The following is a 16,951-nucleotide window of genomic DNA, read 5'->3' as shown; positions in this document are numbered from 1 at the left end:
ATGTCCGTAAGCTGAGAAGTTTCTGGTGCAGAAAGTGTCGTCAAGGCTGAGGACGATGCCCAGATGCAGAGCGCGAGGAGGATGGGCAGGGAGTTTCGGAGCATGGCGATCTCGAACGTTATGTCATGTTTTTCACGCAAAGGTGTTGGGAATAGTTAACGTTGATTAACGGTCCTATTGCAAGAAATTTTTGCAATAAAAAATATTTTTCCCAGATGCAACTTTTTCGAAATGCCTAATTCCCCGCGTTTCTGAGTTCCTCTCGCTGTGAGGTGCTCAGAAAAAGCGTCATAGTGTTGCTGGATTTTTCTCTTTTCACCAGCTCTTGATGGCGATCATTAATGAGACGTTGACGATAGTATTCTTTAAGCGCCAGTGATTAACGAAAATTTGTTTACAGGCTGTTTATTTTATTTTCGAAATAACCATAACCGCAATAGAGCCGCTGTGCGTCGTGGCGGGCCGAAGGTGATCGCGCTTCGAATATAGCGGCAGCGCTACGCAACGCCATCGAGCGGCGTCCGATCAGTATCACCCCTGAGCACGATGGGAGTTTTCGCGCTGAGAGGCGCGGAGGTGTCGCGACAAATCGTCGCTGTACCGTGGTGATGCGCGGCAGGTATTTTTCAGATTTTGAGGGTTTTCGACGGACCGGATGGTGGGCGCAACAGGGATTGAACCTGTGACCCCTACCATGTCAAGGTAGTGCTCTACCGCTGAGCTATGCGCCCATCCGGTCCGTGAGCGGCGTTTTAGCGGGCGTTGACGGGGCTGGCAAGATAGGTTTTCTAAAAAAATCACCAAACCGGAAAAAAAATGAAACCTGGCGCTCCGGCGGAGCCAGAGCTCTGTCTTTCAAAGAATTTTCTGCTTCATGACGTTGCCGAGCCTGCCTCGCCGCTGGTGATGGCGTCGCCGCATTCCGGGCGCAGTTATCCTGCGTCTTTCCTGAAGCAGTCGCGTCTCGATCTCCTCTCCCTCCGTCGCAGTGAAGACGCTTATGTCGATGCACTGTTCGACGCAGCGCCACGATTAGGGGTACCGCTGCTCTGCGCGACGTTTCCAAGGTCTTACTGCGATGTGAATCGCTACGCCTGGGAGCTGGATCAGGGGATGTTTCGCGAGCGTCTGCCTGAAGGAAGCCTTACCAATACCGAAAAAGTGCGCAATGGGCTGGGTATGATGGCGCGCATCGCCGGGGCAGGGCGCGGTATCTATCGTCACCAGCTTTCGGTGTCGGAGGCCCGCGCGCGCATCGCCTCATGTTGGCTGCCTTATCATGAAGCTCTTGAGGCCATGATCGCGCGTGCTGTTGCGCGGTTTGGTGTTTGTCTGCTGATCGATCTCCACTCCATGCCAAGCCTTGCCCATTTGCGCCTGCCCGACATCGTGCTGGGCGATCTCCATGGGAAAAGCTGTGCCCCGCATATAGTGGACGGCGTATCTGCCAGTCTTGCCGGGGCAGGTTTTGCGGTAGGACGAAACCGTCCCTATGCTGGTGGCTATATAACAGCCCGTCATGGGCGCCCTTCCGAGGGGGTGCATGTCATTCAGATGGAAATCGGTCGAGGGCTCTATCTCGACGAACGGGCTGTGCAGCCCTCTGCGGCCTTCAGCGGCGTAAGGGCTCAATTCGAGGCATTTTTACCCGAAGGAGTCGCACTGGCACGCACGCTCGTGTCGGTGCAGACAGGATGTGTCTGCGCCTGATTGGCGTAACCTGACGATCAACTCCGGCTGATTCCGCAACAAGGGGGCTCGATTGATGCTACCAAGCTGTGTTTCAAGGAGTGTCTGACTTGCGGAACGACCTCACGTCACGTTGGTCAAGCATATGGTATTTCACTAGACTGGAAGACTTGCCTCATGACCGTTGCCCCAGAACAGCGCCCGGATATCGTCTTGATCGGTGCGGGTGTCATGAGTGCCAGCTTTGCCGCGCTGATCCGGTCTCTCGACCCGTCTCTGACGATCAGTGTGTTCGAAACACTCGATTCCTGCGCCAGGGAAAGCTCTGAGGCATGGAACAACGCCGGAACCGGCCATGCCGCCTATTGCGAGCTGAATTACACAACGCGACGCAAGGATGGCAGCATCGATATCGCCAAGGCGCTCGATGTGAACACGGAATTCGACCTGTCACGTCAGCTCTGGACGTATCTGGTCGAGAAAAACTGGATCGATAATCCCTCCGCCTTCATCCGCAACTGCCCGCATATGAGCTTCGTGCGCGGTGAGGAGAACGTGGCATTTCTGCGTGCCCGCTATGAAGCCATGGTGCAGCATCACTGCTTCGATACCATGAGCTACAGCGAGGATGCCGCAACGATTGCGCAATGGGCCCCGCTCATGATGGGTCGCCGCATATCGGGCGAGAAGCTCGCCGCGACGCGCGTGACTGAGGGAACGGATGTCGATTTTGGCACGCTTACCCGTCTGCTGTTCTCACGGCTTGAGCAAGAGCAGGGTGTCTCCGTGCATTACAGGCACAAGGTGACGGCGCTTACGCGTGAACCTGGTGGACGGTGGCGGGTAAGCACGCTGGATACCTCAACCGGAGAGACGAAAACCATCTCTGCCGGTTTCGTGTTCGTTGGTGCGGGCGGTGCGGCGCTCGACCTGCTCAAGCGTGCCGACCTGCCAGAAGCCCATGGCTATGCAGGCTTCCCGGTCAGTGGGCTTTTCCTGCATGCGGATAATCTCGATCTCTGCCAGCGTCACACGGCCAAGGTCTATGGCAAGGCGGCGGTCGGCTCGCCTCCCATGTCGGTACCGCATCTCGATACGCGTGTGATCGGGGGCAGGCCCTATCTGCTTTTCGGTCCCTATGCGGGATTCACGACCAAATTCCTCAAATCGGGAAGATGGACCGATCTGCCGCGTTCCATCACGCGCGATAACATCAAGGCGATGCTCGACGTAATGGTAGATAACCGTGATCTGGTGCGCTACCTGGTCGGTCAGGTGATACAGAAGCAGTCCTCGCGCTTCGCGGCGTTGCAGGATTTTTACCCTGCGGCGCGCGAGCATGACTGGCGTGTGGCAGTGGCCGGGCAGCGCGTGCAGATTATCAAGACCGAGAATGGTCGCGGTACATTGAAATTCGGCACCGAGGTTCTCTCTGCTCAGGATCGCAGTCTGGCTGCGGTGCTCGGGGCGTCTCCGGGGGCGTCGATCGCGGCTCCGTGGCCTTGCAGGTGGTCACGAAAAATTTCGCTCATCGTCTGCCGGAATGGCACGACAAGCTGAGGGCGATCATTCCCAGCTATGGCATCGATCTGCGTCAGGATGAGGCGTCTTGCCGCGCAATCAGGGCGAAGACAGGCGAAGTTCTGGGTATCTGAATTTTCGTCGGCGCTACCGGCTCTGCGAGAGCCGTGCGAGGGATAATACGGGTTGCCTCAGCTGGGCATAAGGGCGTGCTTCACAGCGTGATGCCTCAGGCGTATCTATCATGCTTTGTTTCGGCTGAGATGAAGGCGTGGTCCAGTACGTCGCGTCTCTGCACAGAAACCCTTGTCGAAAAAGCTGCCGTGTTTCCTGCGCGGTGCGCTTCCGAGTCTCGTTTTTCGGGCCTTGTGCAAGCGGAGCGGCATTTTCTTCAGGGGAGCCACGGCCTGCCGGGATAAAGTGCTTGCGTTCAGAGCGCATCGCACAACGCGCCCCCACTTGCCGTGCGTAGGACCCTGAAGTCGCCACGACATGCAAGTTGGTCATAGCGTTTTTTACCGATGGTCGTGACGCGTGCCATCTGGCGATCATGGTTATGATCGGAGCAATCCCGCAATGGGAGACGATCCGTTTGACCTATCTCACAACAGATCTTCGCGTTCTGGTGCCGTTGCATCGAGCCAGGATTGCAACGTGTAGGCCGCGGCCATTTTATCGACGACCTCGGCGCGCCGTTTACGGGTCATGTCGGCTTCCTTGATCAGAAAGCGGTTGACGGCGCTGGAGGAGAGGCGCTCATCCCAGCAGCAGGCGGGCAGGCCGAGCCGGTTCGAGAGTTCAGTCATCCAGTCCTGCGCTGCGCGCGCCGCAGGTCCGAAAGACCCGTCTAGCGAAAGGGGCAGGCCGCAGATGAGGCCGCCAATTCCTTCGCGCTGCACCATCCTGCCGATTTCCAGCGCCGTCTCGCCGAATTTGCCGCGCTTGAGGCTCTTATAGGGTGAGGCCAGCATGAGTGTGACATCGCTCAAGGCGAGGCCGATCGTCTTCTGGCCGGGGTCGAGCCCGAGTAGCCGAAGGCCGGGGGGGAGGGCATCGCGCAGGGCGTATGGATTGAACAGACTCATGGGAAGGCGTTATGATCTCGCTAAATTCTGGACCGTCGGGATTATCCGCTCACTTTCAGGAAAGTCGATCCTTTATGTCGTTGGAAACGCGCACAGTCAGGCGCATAGCAAAACTGGCCAGAATTGGCCTCAGTGATCAGGAATGTGAAGCCATGCGCCAGGAGCTGAGTGGCATCCTGGGTTGGGTCGAGCAACTGAACGAGGTTGATATCGCCGATGTGCCGCCCATGATCGGCACCGGTCTGGCCGTGCCACGCCTTCGTGACGACGTCGTGACCGATGGCAACAAGCGTGATGCCGTTCTGGCCAACGCGCCCGATAGCGTCGGGCCTTATTTTACCGTTCCGAAGGTTGTTGAGTGATGCATGATCTGACCCTCGCCTCAGCGCGAAAGGCTCTCAGGGAGCGTCGTCTCTCGGCTGTCGAACTAACCGATCATTTTCTGGCTTCCATCAAGAAGCTGGATGATGAGATCAACAGCTTCGTGACGGTAACCGAAGATCAGGCCCGCGCCGGTGCCCGTGCAGCCGACGCGCTGCTCGCGACCGATAATGCGCCGTCGCTTTGCGGCCTGCCGCTCGGTATCAAGGACCTGTTTTGCACCAACGGCGTGCGCACAACCGCGTCGAGCAACATTCTGCGTAATTTCGTGCCGCCGTACGAGAGTACGGTGACGTCGAACCTTCTTGCCGATGGCGCGATTTTCCTCGGCAAGATGAATCTCGACGAGTTCGCCATGGGCTCGACGAACATGACTTCAGCCTTCGGTCCGGTCACCAATCCGTGGCGCCGCAAGGGCTCTGACGTGAAGCTGGTGCCAGGCGGCTCGTCGGGCGGTTCGGCTGCAGCTGTCGCCGCCGGGCTCGCTCTTGGCACGACAGGCACCGATACGGGCGGCTCGATCCGTCAGCCTGCGGCATTCTGCGGCATCACGGGCATCAAGCCGACCTATGGTCGCTGCTCGCGCTTCGGCACGATCGCCTTCGCAAGCTCGCTCGATCAGGCCGGACCTATGGCGCGCACCATGGAAGACTGCGCCATTCTGCTCGAATCCATGGCCGGTTTCGACGCGAAAGACAGTACCTCGGTCGACCGCCCGGTCCCGCGCTATGAAGATGCGCTGGAGCGCGGCGTTAAGGGACTGAAGGTCGGAATTCCCCGCGAATATCGCCCCGACACGCTGCCCGACGATATCGCAGCTCTATGGGATCAGGGTATTGCCTGGCTGCGTGACGCTGGCGCCGAGATCGTCGATGTCTCCCTGCCGCACACGAAATACGGTCTGCCGACCTATTATATCGTGGCCCTCGCCGAGGCCTCGTCGAACCTGTCCCGCTATGACGGTGTGCGTTTCGGCGAGCGCGTCGATGCGGGCACGCTGGATGAGCTTTATGAAGCCACCCGTCACGCCGGGTTTGGCGAGGAAGTGCGTCGTCGTATCCTGATGGGTACGTTTGTGCTGTCGTCTGGCTATTACGACGCGTATTACCTGCGCGCCCAGAAGGTTCGCACGCTGATCCAGCGCGACTTCCTGAATGCGTTCGAGAAGGTCGATGTGCTGCTGACACCGACGGCGCCTTCAGCTGCCTTCGCCCATTCTGAGCGCCCGACCGATCCCGTGCAGATCTATCTGAACGACATCTTCACTGTGCCAGCGAGCATGGCGGGCGTTCCGGCTCTGTCGCTTCCTGCCGGGCTCGATCACGACGGGTTGCCGCTCGGGTTGCAACTCATCGGGCGTTATTTCGAGGAAGAAACCTTGTTTGCCGTCGGACGTGTCATGGAAAAAGCAGCGGGCTTTACGCACAGACCCGCCCTGCATGCGGGAGCGTTCGCATGAGCAGCTACCATATCGAAGGCGCCACAGGCGTCTGGGAAATTGTTGTCGGACTTGAGGTTCACGCTCAGGTCATTAGCCATGCCAAGTTGTTTTCAGGCGCTTCTGCCGAATATGGCGGCGAGCCGAACACGCATGTGAGTCTGATCGATGCCGGTTTTCCTGGCATGTTGCCGGTCATTAATGCCGAATGTGTGGCACAGGCCGTGCGCACGGGTCTTGGTTTGAACGCCCAAATTCATCTGATGAGCCGTTTCGACCGCAAGAACTACTTCTATGCCGATCTGCCGCAGGGTTATCAGATCAGCCAGTTCGCGCATCCGATCGTGGGTGAGGGGCAAGTCGAGATCGAACTCGCCGATGGTTCGGTGCGCCATATCGGCGTGACACGTCTGCATCTTGAACAGGATGCAGGCAAATCGATGCATGATCAGGACCCGGCGCGCTCGTTCATCGACCTCAACCGTGCCGGTGTGGCGCTGATGGAAATCGTCAGTGAGCCCGATATCCGCTCGCCTGAAGAGGCAGGGGCCTATCTGCGCAAGCTGCGCCAAATTCTGCGTTATCTCGGCACGTGTGACGGGAACATGGAAGAAGGCTCGATGCGCGCAGACGTCAACGTCTCGGTGCGCAAGGCGGGCGAGGAATATCGCACGCGCTGCGAGATCAAGAACGTCAATTCGATCCGCTATGTCATGCAGTCGATCGAGGTCGAAGCACAGCGTCAGGTCGAGATATGGGAGGCAGGCGGCACGGTCGATCAGGAAACACGTCTGTTCGATCATGTTCGCAGCGAGACGCGCTCCCTCCGTTCCAAGGAAGATGCGCATGATTACCGCTACTTCCCTGACCCGGATCTTCTGCCGCTTCTCATCGAGCGCGACTGGGTTGAAGGCCTGCGAGCCGCCTTGCCGGAACTGCCGGAGGCCAAGCGCGAGCGTCTGGAAAAGACGTACGGTATTTCACGCTATGAGTCGGGCGTTCTGACGGTCGAGCAGGGTATCGCCGATTTCTTCGAGACGGTAGCCAAGGGGAGTGATCCGCGTCTCGCCGTCACCTGGATGCTGGGCGATTTCTTCGCTGCGCTGAACCGCACAGGCGCTACTATCGAAACGAGCCCGGTCAAGGCAGAGGCTCATGGAGCTGCTGGCACTGATCACAGACTCGACGATCAACGGCAAAATCGCCAAGGAAGTGCTCGAAGACATGTTTGAGACTGGCGATTCGGCCTCCGTCATTGTCGAGCGCAAGGGGCTGCGCCAGGTCACTGATACCGGCGCGATTGAAGCCGAGATCCGCGGCATCCTGCAGGCCCATGCTGACAAGCTGGCCGAGTACAAGAGCGGCAAGGACAAGCTTTTCGGCTTCTTTGTCGGTCAGACCATGAAAGCCATGAAGGGCAAGGCCAATCCGGCTATGGTGAACGAATTGCTGCAAAAGCTTCTGGCAGAATAAAAAATCTGCAAAAGGGGGGTTTGACGCAAGTCGCAAATCCCCCTAGAAGCAGTTCTGCAAACGCCGTGAAAACTGCGTCCCTCAAGGCGGAGGGGTGGCCGAGAGGCTGAAGGCGGCGGTTTGCTAAACCGTTGTACGATGTCAAGTCGTACCGTGGGTTCGAATCCCATCCCCTCCGCCATTTTTTACAGCCGATACGACTTGTCCTCCTTTAGCTGACTTCGAGAAACCGTGTGTGCTTATTCAGAGGATAAGACGGTCCTCAGTCTGAGGGCTCGCAATCAGAACGAGCTGCTTGCTGCAAGGTAGTTAGCTCATAAGAATATGGTTCAAAATGTGTCGTGGGATGCCCTGACGTGCAGTCGGTCCTAAAGGCGCTTGATGATAATCTTCTGGAGCTACGGCTCTCATATTCTCTCTCGCCTGAATGATCGGCTTCGAGCGAGGTTCTCACGCTACATGCAGGATTGCCCTGGTTCAGGACCATTTGTCTGAGTTGGGAAACCTGAAGCATGCTCTGTGAGGATGCTGAACGCGGGTGGCCTGTATTGGCTGGAGGACGAACAGATGGCGCGTTTGGCGCCGTTTTCCCCCAAAAGCTAAGGCGAGCCGCGCGTCGATGACCGGCGCGTTTTGAGCGGGATCATCTTCGTGAACCGAAGTGGGCTGCGTTGGCGGGACGCTCCGCGCGTATATGGTCCGCTTAGAACGCTTTACAATCGCTGGAAGCGTTAAGGCGCCATGGGGCTTTTTGCCCAGATGACGGATACTCTGTCTGCGGGGCGGTCGGAGAACCAGACAATCGTGATAAACGCGACCTCGCTAAAGGAGCACCGTACGGCCGCAAGCCTGGACGCGAAAAAAGGGGGGACCGTCTGATCGGGCGGACCCAAGGCGGCACAACGCAAAGCGACATGCGGCAACTGACGGAGATGGCGGTCCGATCAGGTTCCTCATGACGGCAGGCCCGATCAGCGATTACACCGGGACCGCTGCCCTTCTGGACACTCTGCCGGCTGGAAAGTGGCTTTAGGCAGATCGTAGTTATGCTGCCGCTTGCTCGATGCAACCGTCATGGTTTAGCCATAGGTCCTAAGCCTAGGCATTCTTTCATATGATTAGCGATTTTCATGGCACCTTAGCATATCCATAGATTTTGAAGCGCCTCATCAGGACCGTTCTCCCGAAATGCAACGCATAGGCACTAAGCAGTTTAACCGAAAAAGACGATCTCACCGAAGACCAAGCAATCGTTAACTGAGGCGTCACCCCAACTCCTGAGAAGAAGGGGCGTAGCTGTTCCAGCTATGACTTGGTGCGTCAAAACAGATCGCTTACCCTCAATGGCCTCTGGTCTAATGAATTGTTTGCGAGTGCCCCGCTTGAGTGGGCAATGCAGTGCACGCATTCTCCACCTCGCCAAGCAAACACCTACGTATCAAATCACCGTGGTCGAGCAGGTTGGGCTCTTTCCTCGGCTAAATGGCATGGTGGGCTCCAGCTGGACACCATGCTGATGGAGGTACGAAATGCTCGTGATCGCCACCCTAAGGCAGCTACGTAGAATAACGCAGCTTCTGAGTTGCAACGTTTCAACCGACCGCTGGCATGGTTCCTACCTCTGTTTGCGAATGATCAAACGCTCCGTTCGGTCCAAATCCTCTGCGCTATCATCGCTACGAGCTAAGTCAAAAAGAAAACGATCTAACTTTTTTGAGCCAAGTATTCCTCCAAAACGTTAGCACGCGTTCTCGGGTCCAAGAGTGCCAACCAGCCAGCGGGCCACATCGAATTCCAGTACTGATCTAGAACTGAACTGCCGTCCACAATTTGGGCCGACACCAGCTTACCGCCAGGAGCATGACTGCTCGCGTCCATTCTGTGCGGGAAGCTGGCTAGGAATTCTGCTTCGTCCCGGCTTGGACTGGAGAGGATACGGTTCCATGCTTGCGCCAAGAGGGGCGAAAAGTCCCAAGTTGCGATATTGTCAGGCAGAAATTCGATGGCGTCTTCGGCGAATTTCTGTGCAGCGGTATGAGCTAGAGTTAAAAAATCTCTATGTTCGACACTATAACTCTCGGACGCACGCACTACGCCAAGTGTATCGCCGAGCGATGCGCGCACGAGACCAACGGCGCTCGTGCAATTTTCACTCAGCAATATCTCCATTAGAGACAAAGAGGCTCCGAATACGACATGGGTCTGCTGAGGAGCAGGAAGCTCGTAAGGTCCCCGCACTGTGGCCAGCTTTTTTCGAAAGCATAAGCGCAATGCGGCACATTCTTAGGTATTGTACCATCGGCTTTGGGTGTCAGCCCGAAGAAGTATGCTAGCACCTCTGCTTTGGGCGTTATGTCATTTATGATTTTCTGCAGCGGCTCAACTATCGTTCCTGACCAGCCAAGGTCAACTATTCCAATGCGTCTACGACCATCTAACCCCCCAGCATCCCGATAATATGTCGCCTTATCTCGCGACGCTTCTGTAGCCCTCCTTAAAATCAGGGGTGCTAGATCTTTTATAATACCATCCAGCCTGCGCCGTGCTTCAGATACGTCACCTGTGTTCGACAGTTGCTGTAATAAAGGCGCGTGAAGATCACTAACTCCAGCCTTGGCGGCGGCGACTCTGAGATCCTCAGGCAGGAGAAGGAAGATGTCAAAATACTCAGCTATACTTGTTGTGTGGGAAAAGCTAATGTTGCGTGAGGCGACATCTGCAATAGCGTCGGCCGATGTAAACAAGCTGTTGTAGAGCATTTTGCGTGATGCAGCGACGTAACGTGACTCAGGCAGATGAGGATGTCTCGCGCGAATCATCTCGTAAAGTTTGTGAACCAGAAAGCCATCACGAGCGAGAAACAAAATCCGGTCTAAATTGTCACTCTGCGCCTTAGATGCTACCCATCCGGCAAATGCCAATATGGTGGGGCCGATAATCTCGTATCCCAAATGGTGTGCAAAGCGCTCGGTTGGCTGCATTTCAGCAGATTCAATCTGCAGGCGATGGGTGTGAGATAAGCCACAGCTAACTGAAACGGCGACGTTCGATATATTCAAACCTACCGGTGTGGCCAGTTGTAAAGCATAAGGTTGCTCGTTGGCGTGCTCGGTGAAATGGAAACCTTTCCAGCCGGAAAGATCTGCATTGATCTTATCAGACTGGGCGTTATCACCCACGTGCAGAATATTCTCTGGCTTCGTCTGTAAGCGGTCTGCGACAACCTGGAACAGCTTTTTTTCCCACTTTCCGACACGCAGATCACACGAAACGTATACTTGTGGAGAGTCGTAACCTGCTTCAGCAAGAATCTCGATTAAAAAACTAGCGGGCAAATACATGTCACTAACGAAAATTACCGTTTTTCCGATAGACTTTGCATGTCGATACCACCTTAGTACATTTGGGTTTGCGACCAGTACTTCCTTCTCTATTTCACATTCGAGATTCTGGATAATATCTCGTTCTTCCGCTGATAGCTTCAGTTCGCGCTGGATTTCATCATAGATCTCGGAAAGCCCAATCTCCATTGTGCCACTAGTATCGCTTGATCTTTTGCGCGCGACACGCTCAGCCCAAAAACGAATATCTGCGAGCGTATGCATGCGGGCATCCAGCCGCTCGGCGCGGTTCGCCAAAATATCGAAAACGGTAGTAGGATGCGCCACTCGACGTACAAGCGCGGTATCAAAAATATCGAAAGAGAGAACATCTGAAGTTGCGAGTAGCGCATGGAGGCGGTGCTCATCCATGATAGCAAAGTTAGCCCGACCCGGAGGCGTGTAGAAAGCCGGCATGATTGTCGGGACATCGCCAAAATCGGTGGAAGAACGTAACCAGTTTCGAGGTATAGTCTTGCTAATTACAGGCGATCCCACATCTTGCCCAAGAAAAGCCTCAAGGGGATTGAGATCAGTCTGGAGAAGACGCGGATTATTCTTGACAAACCATTCAGTATTGAAGAGCGGATGCGGATCGTATCCCGCGCGCCACCCATGCGAAACATAGTGTGTGTATGGGTCCATACCGGTTTCGGCTAGCAGGGGAACCTGCTCAGCATAAAAATCCGCGTCGAACCAAACGTTGGAGGAAGCGCTACGGCCGATCCCGACGTCAAGCGTGCTTATTGCGGGAGCGATAAGGGTGGGCGGCGTCAAATGATTATAAGAGTTTGCCACAATTGGTGACGTCAATGTCTGTGCTGAATTGCGGGCTCTTATGAAGGCTATACGCTGAGGCAGTCGATGTGGTGTGGCTAGCCACCACATTGCCTTGGCAGAACGACGGAAATTCCTGCGGACAGGACTGGGCATTTTTTCCAGAATTTGTTTAAGCGGCTTCGTCATGCGCCAGAACGTACTACTCTCGATACTCTGGATATGATGGGTCAGCCCCGTGTGTTGAATTTCCAACCGAGAATAGGCACTTTGTCGTTCCGCAAGCCGAGCCTCTGCATGGGCCAACGCGTGATGGAGATTGGCGATTCTTTCAAGCAGTATCTGCTCGTTATCTTGGGGAGCACGCACTTCGTGCGAGGGGTCAAGGTTGATCGGCTCTTGAATTGAGCCATCAGAGACTGCCCCATCGATAGTTACGGTCTCGATCTCAGTCGCGCAATTATCGAGCTCCACGATATTTGATACTGATACGGCGCTATCAGCGACAAATTGGGACTCCAATCGAAGAATTTCTGCCGACATTTTCTCGATTGAGGACGATGAATAATTAAGTTCCTCATTGGCGATCGCAAGTTCTCGACATTTTTGATCGTATTCTTCTTGGAGGTCTGATATTTTCTCTAATAATGAAAGATCCTGTTCATTTTTTTGATCATTCAGTGACTTTAGCTTGTTGTTTAGCACGTCGACTTGACCAGAAAGAGCTGCCGCTTCAGCTTGCATGGCGTTTTTGAGGAATTTAGTGGTTACCGCTCCCCCGAGGGTGGCATAGGCCAATTGAAGGTTTCGGGTATCGTCGACATCGGCGTTCAGAAATTCGAGAATATGTTCAGGTAAGCTTTTCCCGACGCCAAGGATTCCGAGCCCGTTGCCGTGAGGGAATTCGATTGACGGATACAGCGGAGCTAGCTCTTGCCAAATTTTCCACACGCCAAAATTGTCACGGCGAACGTTTGTGTCGTGGAAAAGGACTATCGCTTTATCGGAGAGCTTGGGCTTCCAAAGTGTGAAATCCTCTAGAACATCTTCGTAAGTATGATGCCCGTCGATGTGTAGTAAATCTATCTCTCCCTCTGAAAAATAGGGCAAAGCTTGATCGAATCTGCTGCGAATTAACGTGGAAAACGCGCGGTAATGCTCTTCATTCAAGAGGCGAAGGTTATCATAGACTTCGTTCTCGTAAAAACCTGCTTGGTCGTCTCCTTCCCACGTATCTACAGCATAGCAGCGGGTGTCCAAGCCGCAGGCATCGACTGCCTGGCAGAATGCAAGATAAGAAAAACCGTGATGCGTGCCCAGTTCGACAATCTTTCGGGGCTCTAGCATTCGCACGATACTAAAAGCGAAAGGGGCGTGCTCAAGCCAGGCTGAGACGCTGATATGTCTTGGCACCCAAAATGCCGCAACAGGGAGTTTTCCTAGGGAAGCGCGAGGCAAAGGATCGATTTCCAATTCACGAGTGTTTATGATATCTTATAGAACTTTAAATTACGATAAAAGCCCTGCGGCTAGCTGGGGTTCTCGCGTGAAAGTCAAAACGATGCAAGACGATCTAACAGCAGCCGATAGAGCCAGTCCTCACCCGCTGATCGACCTCAGTTGGATCAGGGAGGCAGCGGGGGATGCCTCTCTGACCCTTTCCGAATGCTTGCAGGTGCAGGACATTGTTGGACCTAATGCCCTTGTCGACCCCGCGTTCTATCGGGAAAATTACGGTCGAGAGATTCCTAAGGGGATGAGCTGTCTTGAGCATTTTTGCAGGCAGCAACGGGAAAGGCCTCGCGATCCCAATCCCCTTTTCTCAATGCGTCAGTGGCATGAAACCTTGGGTTGGCGGGTATCGAGAGAACGATCATGGAAATCAGAATTTTTTAGCAGCTTCGGGAAAGAGGCGCGATTTGCTCGTAGGGAAATGGCGCGTCAGGCTCGTCGCGAAGCCATCCTGAAGCGGGAGGTTGTCGGGAAAGAACCCCTGCCTGGGCAAGAGGTTTGCCTTTTTGTACATTTTGATCTCAATGACAAAGTACAGCCATACGTTCACGATTACTTGGTCGCGCTAAAGGATCAAGGCGTTAGTACTGTATTCCTTACTAATAGTCATACCCTATCTCGTGACGCAATGGAAAGGCTATCTCGATCGGTCTGGCAAGTTGTTTGTTGCGATAACCGAGCTTATGATTGGGGACTATACTCTATAGGTGTCAAATTACTTGACGATCTAAACTGCACAGGGCATCCGATAATCTTTGCGAATGATAGCGTTATCGGCACGATGAGCAGTTTAAGTCCGTTGTTCGAAGAAGCGCGTAGCGGTCAATATCAGATTACAGGGGCTATAGACAGCCTTTTGCACGATTGGCATCTGCAGTCTTTTTTTATTTACTGCTGTGCGGAAGTGATTTCCGGGCCGGCTTGGGAAGGATTTTGGCGCGCATACCGGCCTGCTATGGATCGGTGGTTTGTTGTCAACGGCCAGGAGCTAGGTTTCTCACGTTGGATGACTCGCAAAGGCATCGCTATGGGAGCGGCATGGGAATACGAAACGATAGTCAGAGACGGTCAGGATAGAACCGGGTCAGAGTGGCGTCGTCAGCTATTAAACAACCGCGAAATTACTAACCCCACGATCGAATTATGGGATATTTTGCTGGAAGCCGACTTTCCTTTTCTTAAGAAAGCGGTTCTCACGACGCCAATTACGGCTGGGAACATCACAGTGTTATCAAATCTCATCGGCCCACGCGCAGCTCGCCTGCGCGACATAACGTAGGGATTTTATTTCTTTGTTGAGATGTTCGCATTTGAATGTGAAACTCTGGCACCCTGTATACGCGTGGTTATTGGCGGCCTTCCAAAAAATTTCAAGGCAGAAAGTAGCAGGGTCGCCCCGCATTTTTGTTCCTATTGGTTCACTTAGACGTAGCTCTCGCACCAGTAATACGCAGAAAATATACTACTAATTGGCGGTCGAAGGTTCGATATCTTTACGAAGGCCGGTATGCGCGGCTCTCAAATGTGCGCCTACGGTGCCGAATTCGAGCCTCATGCTGGGGACGCGAGTGACGTCTAGGAAGTAGACGATTTCGTCGAATGCGGTATGGCACAGCGGCTTGATACAGTCGGCTGCCGCGCTTGCTCCATTGCCGAGAGGTACCGATTTTCTCCCTGATTCGAGATTCTCTGCGGGATCACAATTTGACACCTTCACTGGCGGCGGGACTGAGTTTCTACAAGAGGGACGAACTTGGCGCGTGCTGTCTCGGCTTTTTGGATGAGATTCGTTTACGGCTTAGTGAAGATTACATTTTCGACATTTTAAGAGTGATCTGATATTGTAAGCGTATGATTCCGTTAACGTCTTTGAAAGCGGGGCTGATGCTCTGCAGTGAAAACCGAGCCCTCAGAACGAAGAGGAGGCTTGCCCGGTGAAGAGAAGCCCTCTTTCTCATCCTCATCTCGGATGGTTCAAGCACCGACGCCAGCTCGATCGGCGTGATATCACCGTCGTCGACTCCGACATGCTCAAACGTGCGGTCGGTGCTGCAGCGCTTGGCAACGCCATGGAGTGGTTTGACTTTGGCGTCTACGGCTACATTGCCGTAACGCTGGGCAAGGTTTTTTTTCCGACTACCGACGCGTCGACCAGTCTCATCGCGACCCTTGCCACATTCGCGATCGCGTTTCTCATACGACCCATTGGGGGAGCGTTCTTCGGTCCACTGGGTGACAGGTATGGCCGACAAAGAGTGCTCGCGGCCACCATGATCGCCATGGCGCTCGGAACCTTTGCGATCGGCCTCATTCCCTCCTACGCTTCCATCGGTATCTGGGCGCCAATAGCCCTACTCACCGCTCGCCTGGTACAAGGGTTCTCCACAGGTGGCGAGTATGGGGGTGCGGCAACGTTTATCGCCGAGTATTCGACCGATCGCCGAAGAGGTCTGATGGGTAGCTGGCTGGAGTTCGGTACCCTTGCGGGATATGTCGCCGGCGCAGGTCTTGTGACCTTGTTGCAAGTGAGTTTGGGCGAACAGACCATGCTCGCCTGGGGATGGCGGGTGCCGTTCCTCCTTGCCGCACCTTTAGGGCTCCTGGGTTTGTATGCCCGCACGAGGCTCGAGGAGACGCCTTCGTTTAAAGCCTATGCCCTCGAAGCAGAAAAGCGGGAACATGCGCGCCCAGGATGGCACTATCTGTTCACTGCGCACTGGCGGCAACTGGCGAAATGTGTCGGGCTCGTGCTGGTTTTCAATGTGACCGATTATATGCTGCTCGCTTACATCCCGAGTTATATGACTGTTTCTTTGGGTTACGCAGAGAGCAAGGGGTTGATCCTCGTCATCGTTGTGATGATCTTGATGATGCCGCTTAACATCGCTGGGGGTTTCCTGAGCGATCGCATCGGACGCCGCCCGATGATATTAGGGGCTTCAGCTGCACTGCTCCTTCTTTCCATCCCATGCTTTCATCTGATTCAGAGCCATTCTGACGGCCTTATCTTCCTAGGATTGATGTTGCTCGGCATTGCCTTGGCGGGCTTCACCAGCTCCATGCCGTCAACCTTGCCTGCCTTGTTTTATACCCCAATTCGCTACACGGCCCTGTCGGTGGCGTTCAATCTCTCTGTGTCTCTTTTTGGTGGGACCACGCCACTCCTGATGGCGTGGCTGGTCAGAAAGACGACCTATCTGGATACACCAGCATGGTACCTGATGGGCGCAGCGTTCATCGGAATCGTCACCATGCTGACCGTTCGCGAAACGGCAGGAATGCCCTTGCGAGGATCACCGCCAGCAGTAGGAAGTTCAGAGGAAGCGCGAGATCTCTTGCAAAGTGGAGCCGCAATTACGGTTGATCCGGTTCCTCCAACTGTTTCCTAGTTCGGGCCGAACAAGAGGACTCTCTACCGACGGTTCCGAGAGAACGGTCTGCTTTACGTCTCGCTGTCAGGACGATTGGGCAGGCCATACCGAGAGGGATAACACGGTTCGCATTGAGTGGCGCGCCTGGTGTTCCTTGGGGCACGGGTATGATTTGCCCAAGATCCAATTGCCGGCGCGCTCGCGGGCATGGCGAGCATCTGTCTCGCAGGGTGCGCCAGTAGGAGGCGGGGTATCGCCAGTTAGGTACGCGATAGAGAGCTGTCGTGGTGTTAACGGCTACGCCGCGCGGATCAGACAGGCGGC

The 16,951-nt window shown here is 54.8% G+C and carries 8 protein-coding genes, 2 tRNA genes and 3 pseudogenes; 9 read left to right on the top strand and 4 right to left on the bottom strand.

The window, feature by feature from the left end; all coding sequences use genetic code 11:
* Nucleotides 1-656 precede the first annotated feature (656 nt).
* Nucleotides 657-731 (bottom strand) — tRNA-Val (locus JCM25414_RS03685).
* Between the two features lie 85 nt (nt 732-816).
* Between JCM25414_RS03685 and JCM25414_RS16790 the strand changes: the two genes are divergently transcribed.
* The gene (locus JCM25414_RS16790) at nt 817-1,710 is read left to right on the top strand and encodes an N-formylglutamate amidohydrolase (RefSeq protein ID WP_025840766.1); all 894 of its coding nucleotides are present in this window, start codon (nt 817-819) and stop codon (nt 1,708-1,710) included.
* Nucleotides 1,711-1,866: 156 nt separating this feature from the next.
* Nucleotides 1,867-3,344, top strand: a pseudogene (gene mqo / locus JCM25414_RS16785) (malate dehydrogenase (quinone)).
* A 468-nt stretch (nt 3,345-3,812) separates the two neighbouring features.
* Here the strand turns inward: mqo and ruvX are convergent.
* Nucleotides 3,813-4,295, bottom strand: coding sequence for a Holliday junction resolvase RuvX (ruvX, locus tag JCM25414_RS03670; protein WP_025840765.1), 483 nt, complete (start codon nt 4,293-4,295; stop codon nt 3,813-3,815).
* Nucleotides 4,296-4,369: 74 nt separating this feature from the next.
* On the opposite strand from ruvX, the gene gatC reads away from it, so the two are divergent.
* From gatC to JCM25414_RS24405, 5 genes and pseudogenes are all read left to right on the top strand, one after another.
* Nucleotides 4,370-4,657: an Asp-tRNA(Asn)/Glu-tRNA(Gln) amidotransferase subunit GatC gene (gene gatC, locus JCM25414_RS03665; RefSeq protein ID WP_025840764.1), complete on the top strand. Its 288-nt coding sequence runs from the start codon at nt 4,370-4,372 to the stop codon at nt 4,655-4,657.
* Entirely contained in the window at nt 4,657-6,135 is a 1,479-nt protein-coding gene (gene gatA, locus JCM25414_RS03660) for an Asp-tRNA(Asn)/Glu-tRNA(Gln) amidotransferase subunit GatA (RefSeq protein ID WP_035442584.1), read from the top strand. Before gatC ends, gatA begins: the two co-directional genes overlap by 1 nt.
* Nucleotides 6,132-7,587 (top strand): annotated as a pseudogene (gene gatB / locus JCM25414_RS16780) (Asp-tRNA(Asn)/Glu-tRNA(Gln) amidotransferase subunit GatB). The gene gatA and the pseudogene gatB overlap by 4 nt, the downstream one beginning before the upstream one ends.
* Before the next feature lie 88 nt (nt 7,588-7,675).
* Nucleotides 7,676-7,768 (top strand) — tRNA-Ser (locus JCM25414_RS03650).
* A 344-nt stretch (nt 7,769-8,112) separates the two neighbouring features.
* A pseudogene (locus JCM25414_RS24405) lies at nt 8,113-8,617 on the top strand (IS5 family transposase); the annotation flags it as partial.
* A gap of 674 nt (nt 8,618-9,291) precedes the next feature.
* Here JCM25414_RS24405 and JCM25414_RS03640 read toward each other — a convergent pair.
* Both JCM25414_RS03640 and JCM25414_RS03635 read right to left on the bottom strand, forming a co-directional pair.
* Complete coding sequence (locus JCM25414_RS03640) at nt 9,292-9,711, bottom strand: hypothetical protein (protein ID WP_148300931.1); 420 nt, start codon at nt 9,709-9,711, stop codon at nt 9,292-9,294.
* Between the two features lie 44 nt (nt 9,712-9,755).
* Entirely contained in the window at nt 9,756-13,217 is a 3,462-nt protein-coding gene (locus JCM25414_RS03635) for a class I SAM-dependent methyltransferase (RefSeq protein ID WP_025840761.1), read from the bottom strand.
* A gap of 73 nt (nt 13,218-13,290) precedes the next feature.
* Here JCM25414_RS03635 and JCM25414_RS03630 point away from each other — a divergent pair, with 73 nt between their 5' ends.
* Together JCM25414_RS03630 and proP are read left to right on the top strand one after the other, a co-directional pair.
* Nucleotides 13,291-14,535: a hypothetical protein gene (locus JCM25414_RS03630; RefSeq protein WP_025840760.1), complete on the top strand. Its 1,245-nt coding sequence runs from the start codon at nt 13,291-13,293 to the stop codon at nt 14,533-14,535.
* A 655-nt stretch (nt 14,536-15,190) separates the two neighbouring features.
* Nucleotides 15,191-16,645: a glycine betaine/L-proline transporter ProP gene (proP, locus tag JCM25414_RS03620; protein ID WP_025840758.1), complete on the top strand. Its 1,455-nt coding sequence runs from the start codon at nt 15,191-15,193 to the stop codon at nt 16,643-16,645.
* Nucleotides 16,646-16,951: the final 306 nt, after the last annotated feature.

Source organism: Asaia platycodi JCM 25414 (assembly GCF_000614545.1).
Taxonomy (GTDB): Bacteria; Pseudomonadota; Alphaproteobacteria; order Acetobacterales; family Acetobacteraceae; genus Asaia; species Asaia platycodi.
Note: the sequence above shows the minus strand (reverse complement) of the source record. Positions and strands in the feature narration are given on the sequence as shown.

Coding starts and splice junctions, on each gene's coding strand:
- JCM25414_RS16790 (WP_025840766.1), top strand. CDS start 817: ATGAAACCTGGCGCTCCGGCGGAGCCAGAGCTCTGTCTTTCAAAGAAT.
- ruvX (WP_025840765.1), bottom strand. CDS start 4,295: ATGAGTCTGTTCAATCCATACGCCCTGCGCGATGCCCTCCCCCCCGGC.
- gatC (WP_025840764.1), top strand. CDS start 4,370: ATGTCGTTGGAAACGCGCACAGTCAGGCGCATAGCAAAACTGGCCAGA.
- gatA (WP_035442584.1), top strand. CDS start 4,657: ATGCATGATCTGACCCTCGCCTCAGCGCGAAAGGCTCTCAGGGAGCGT.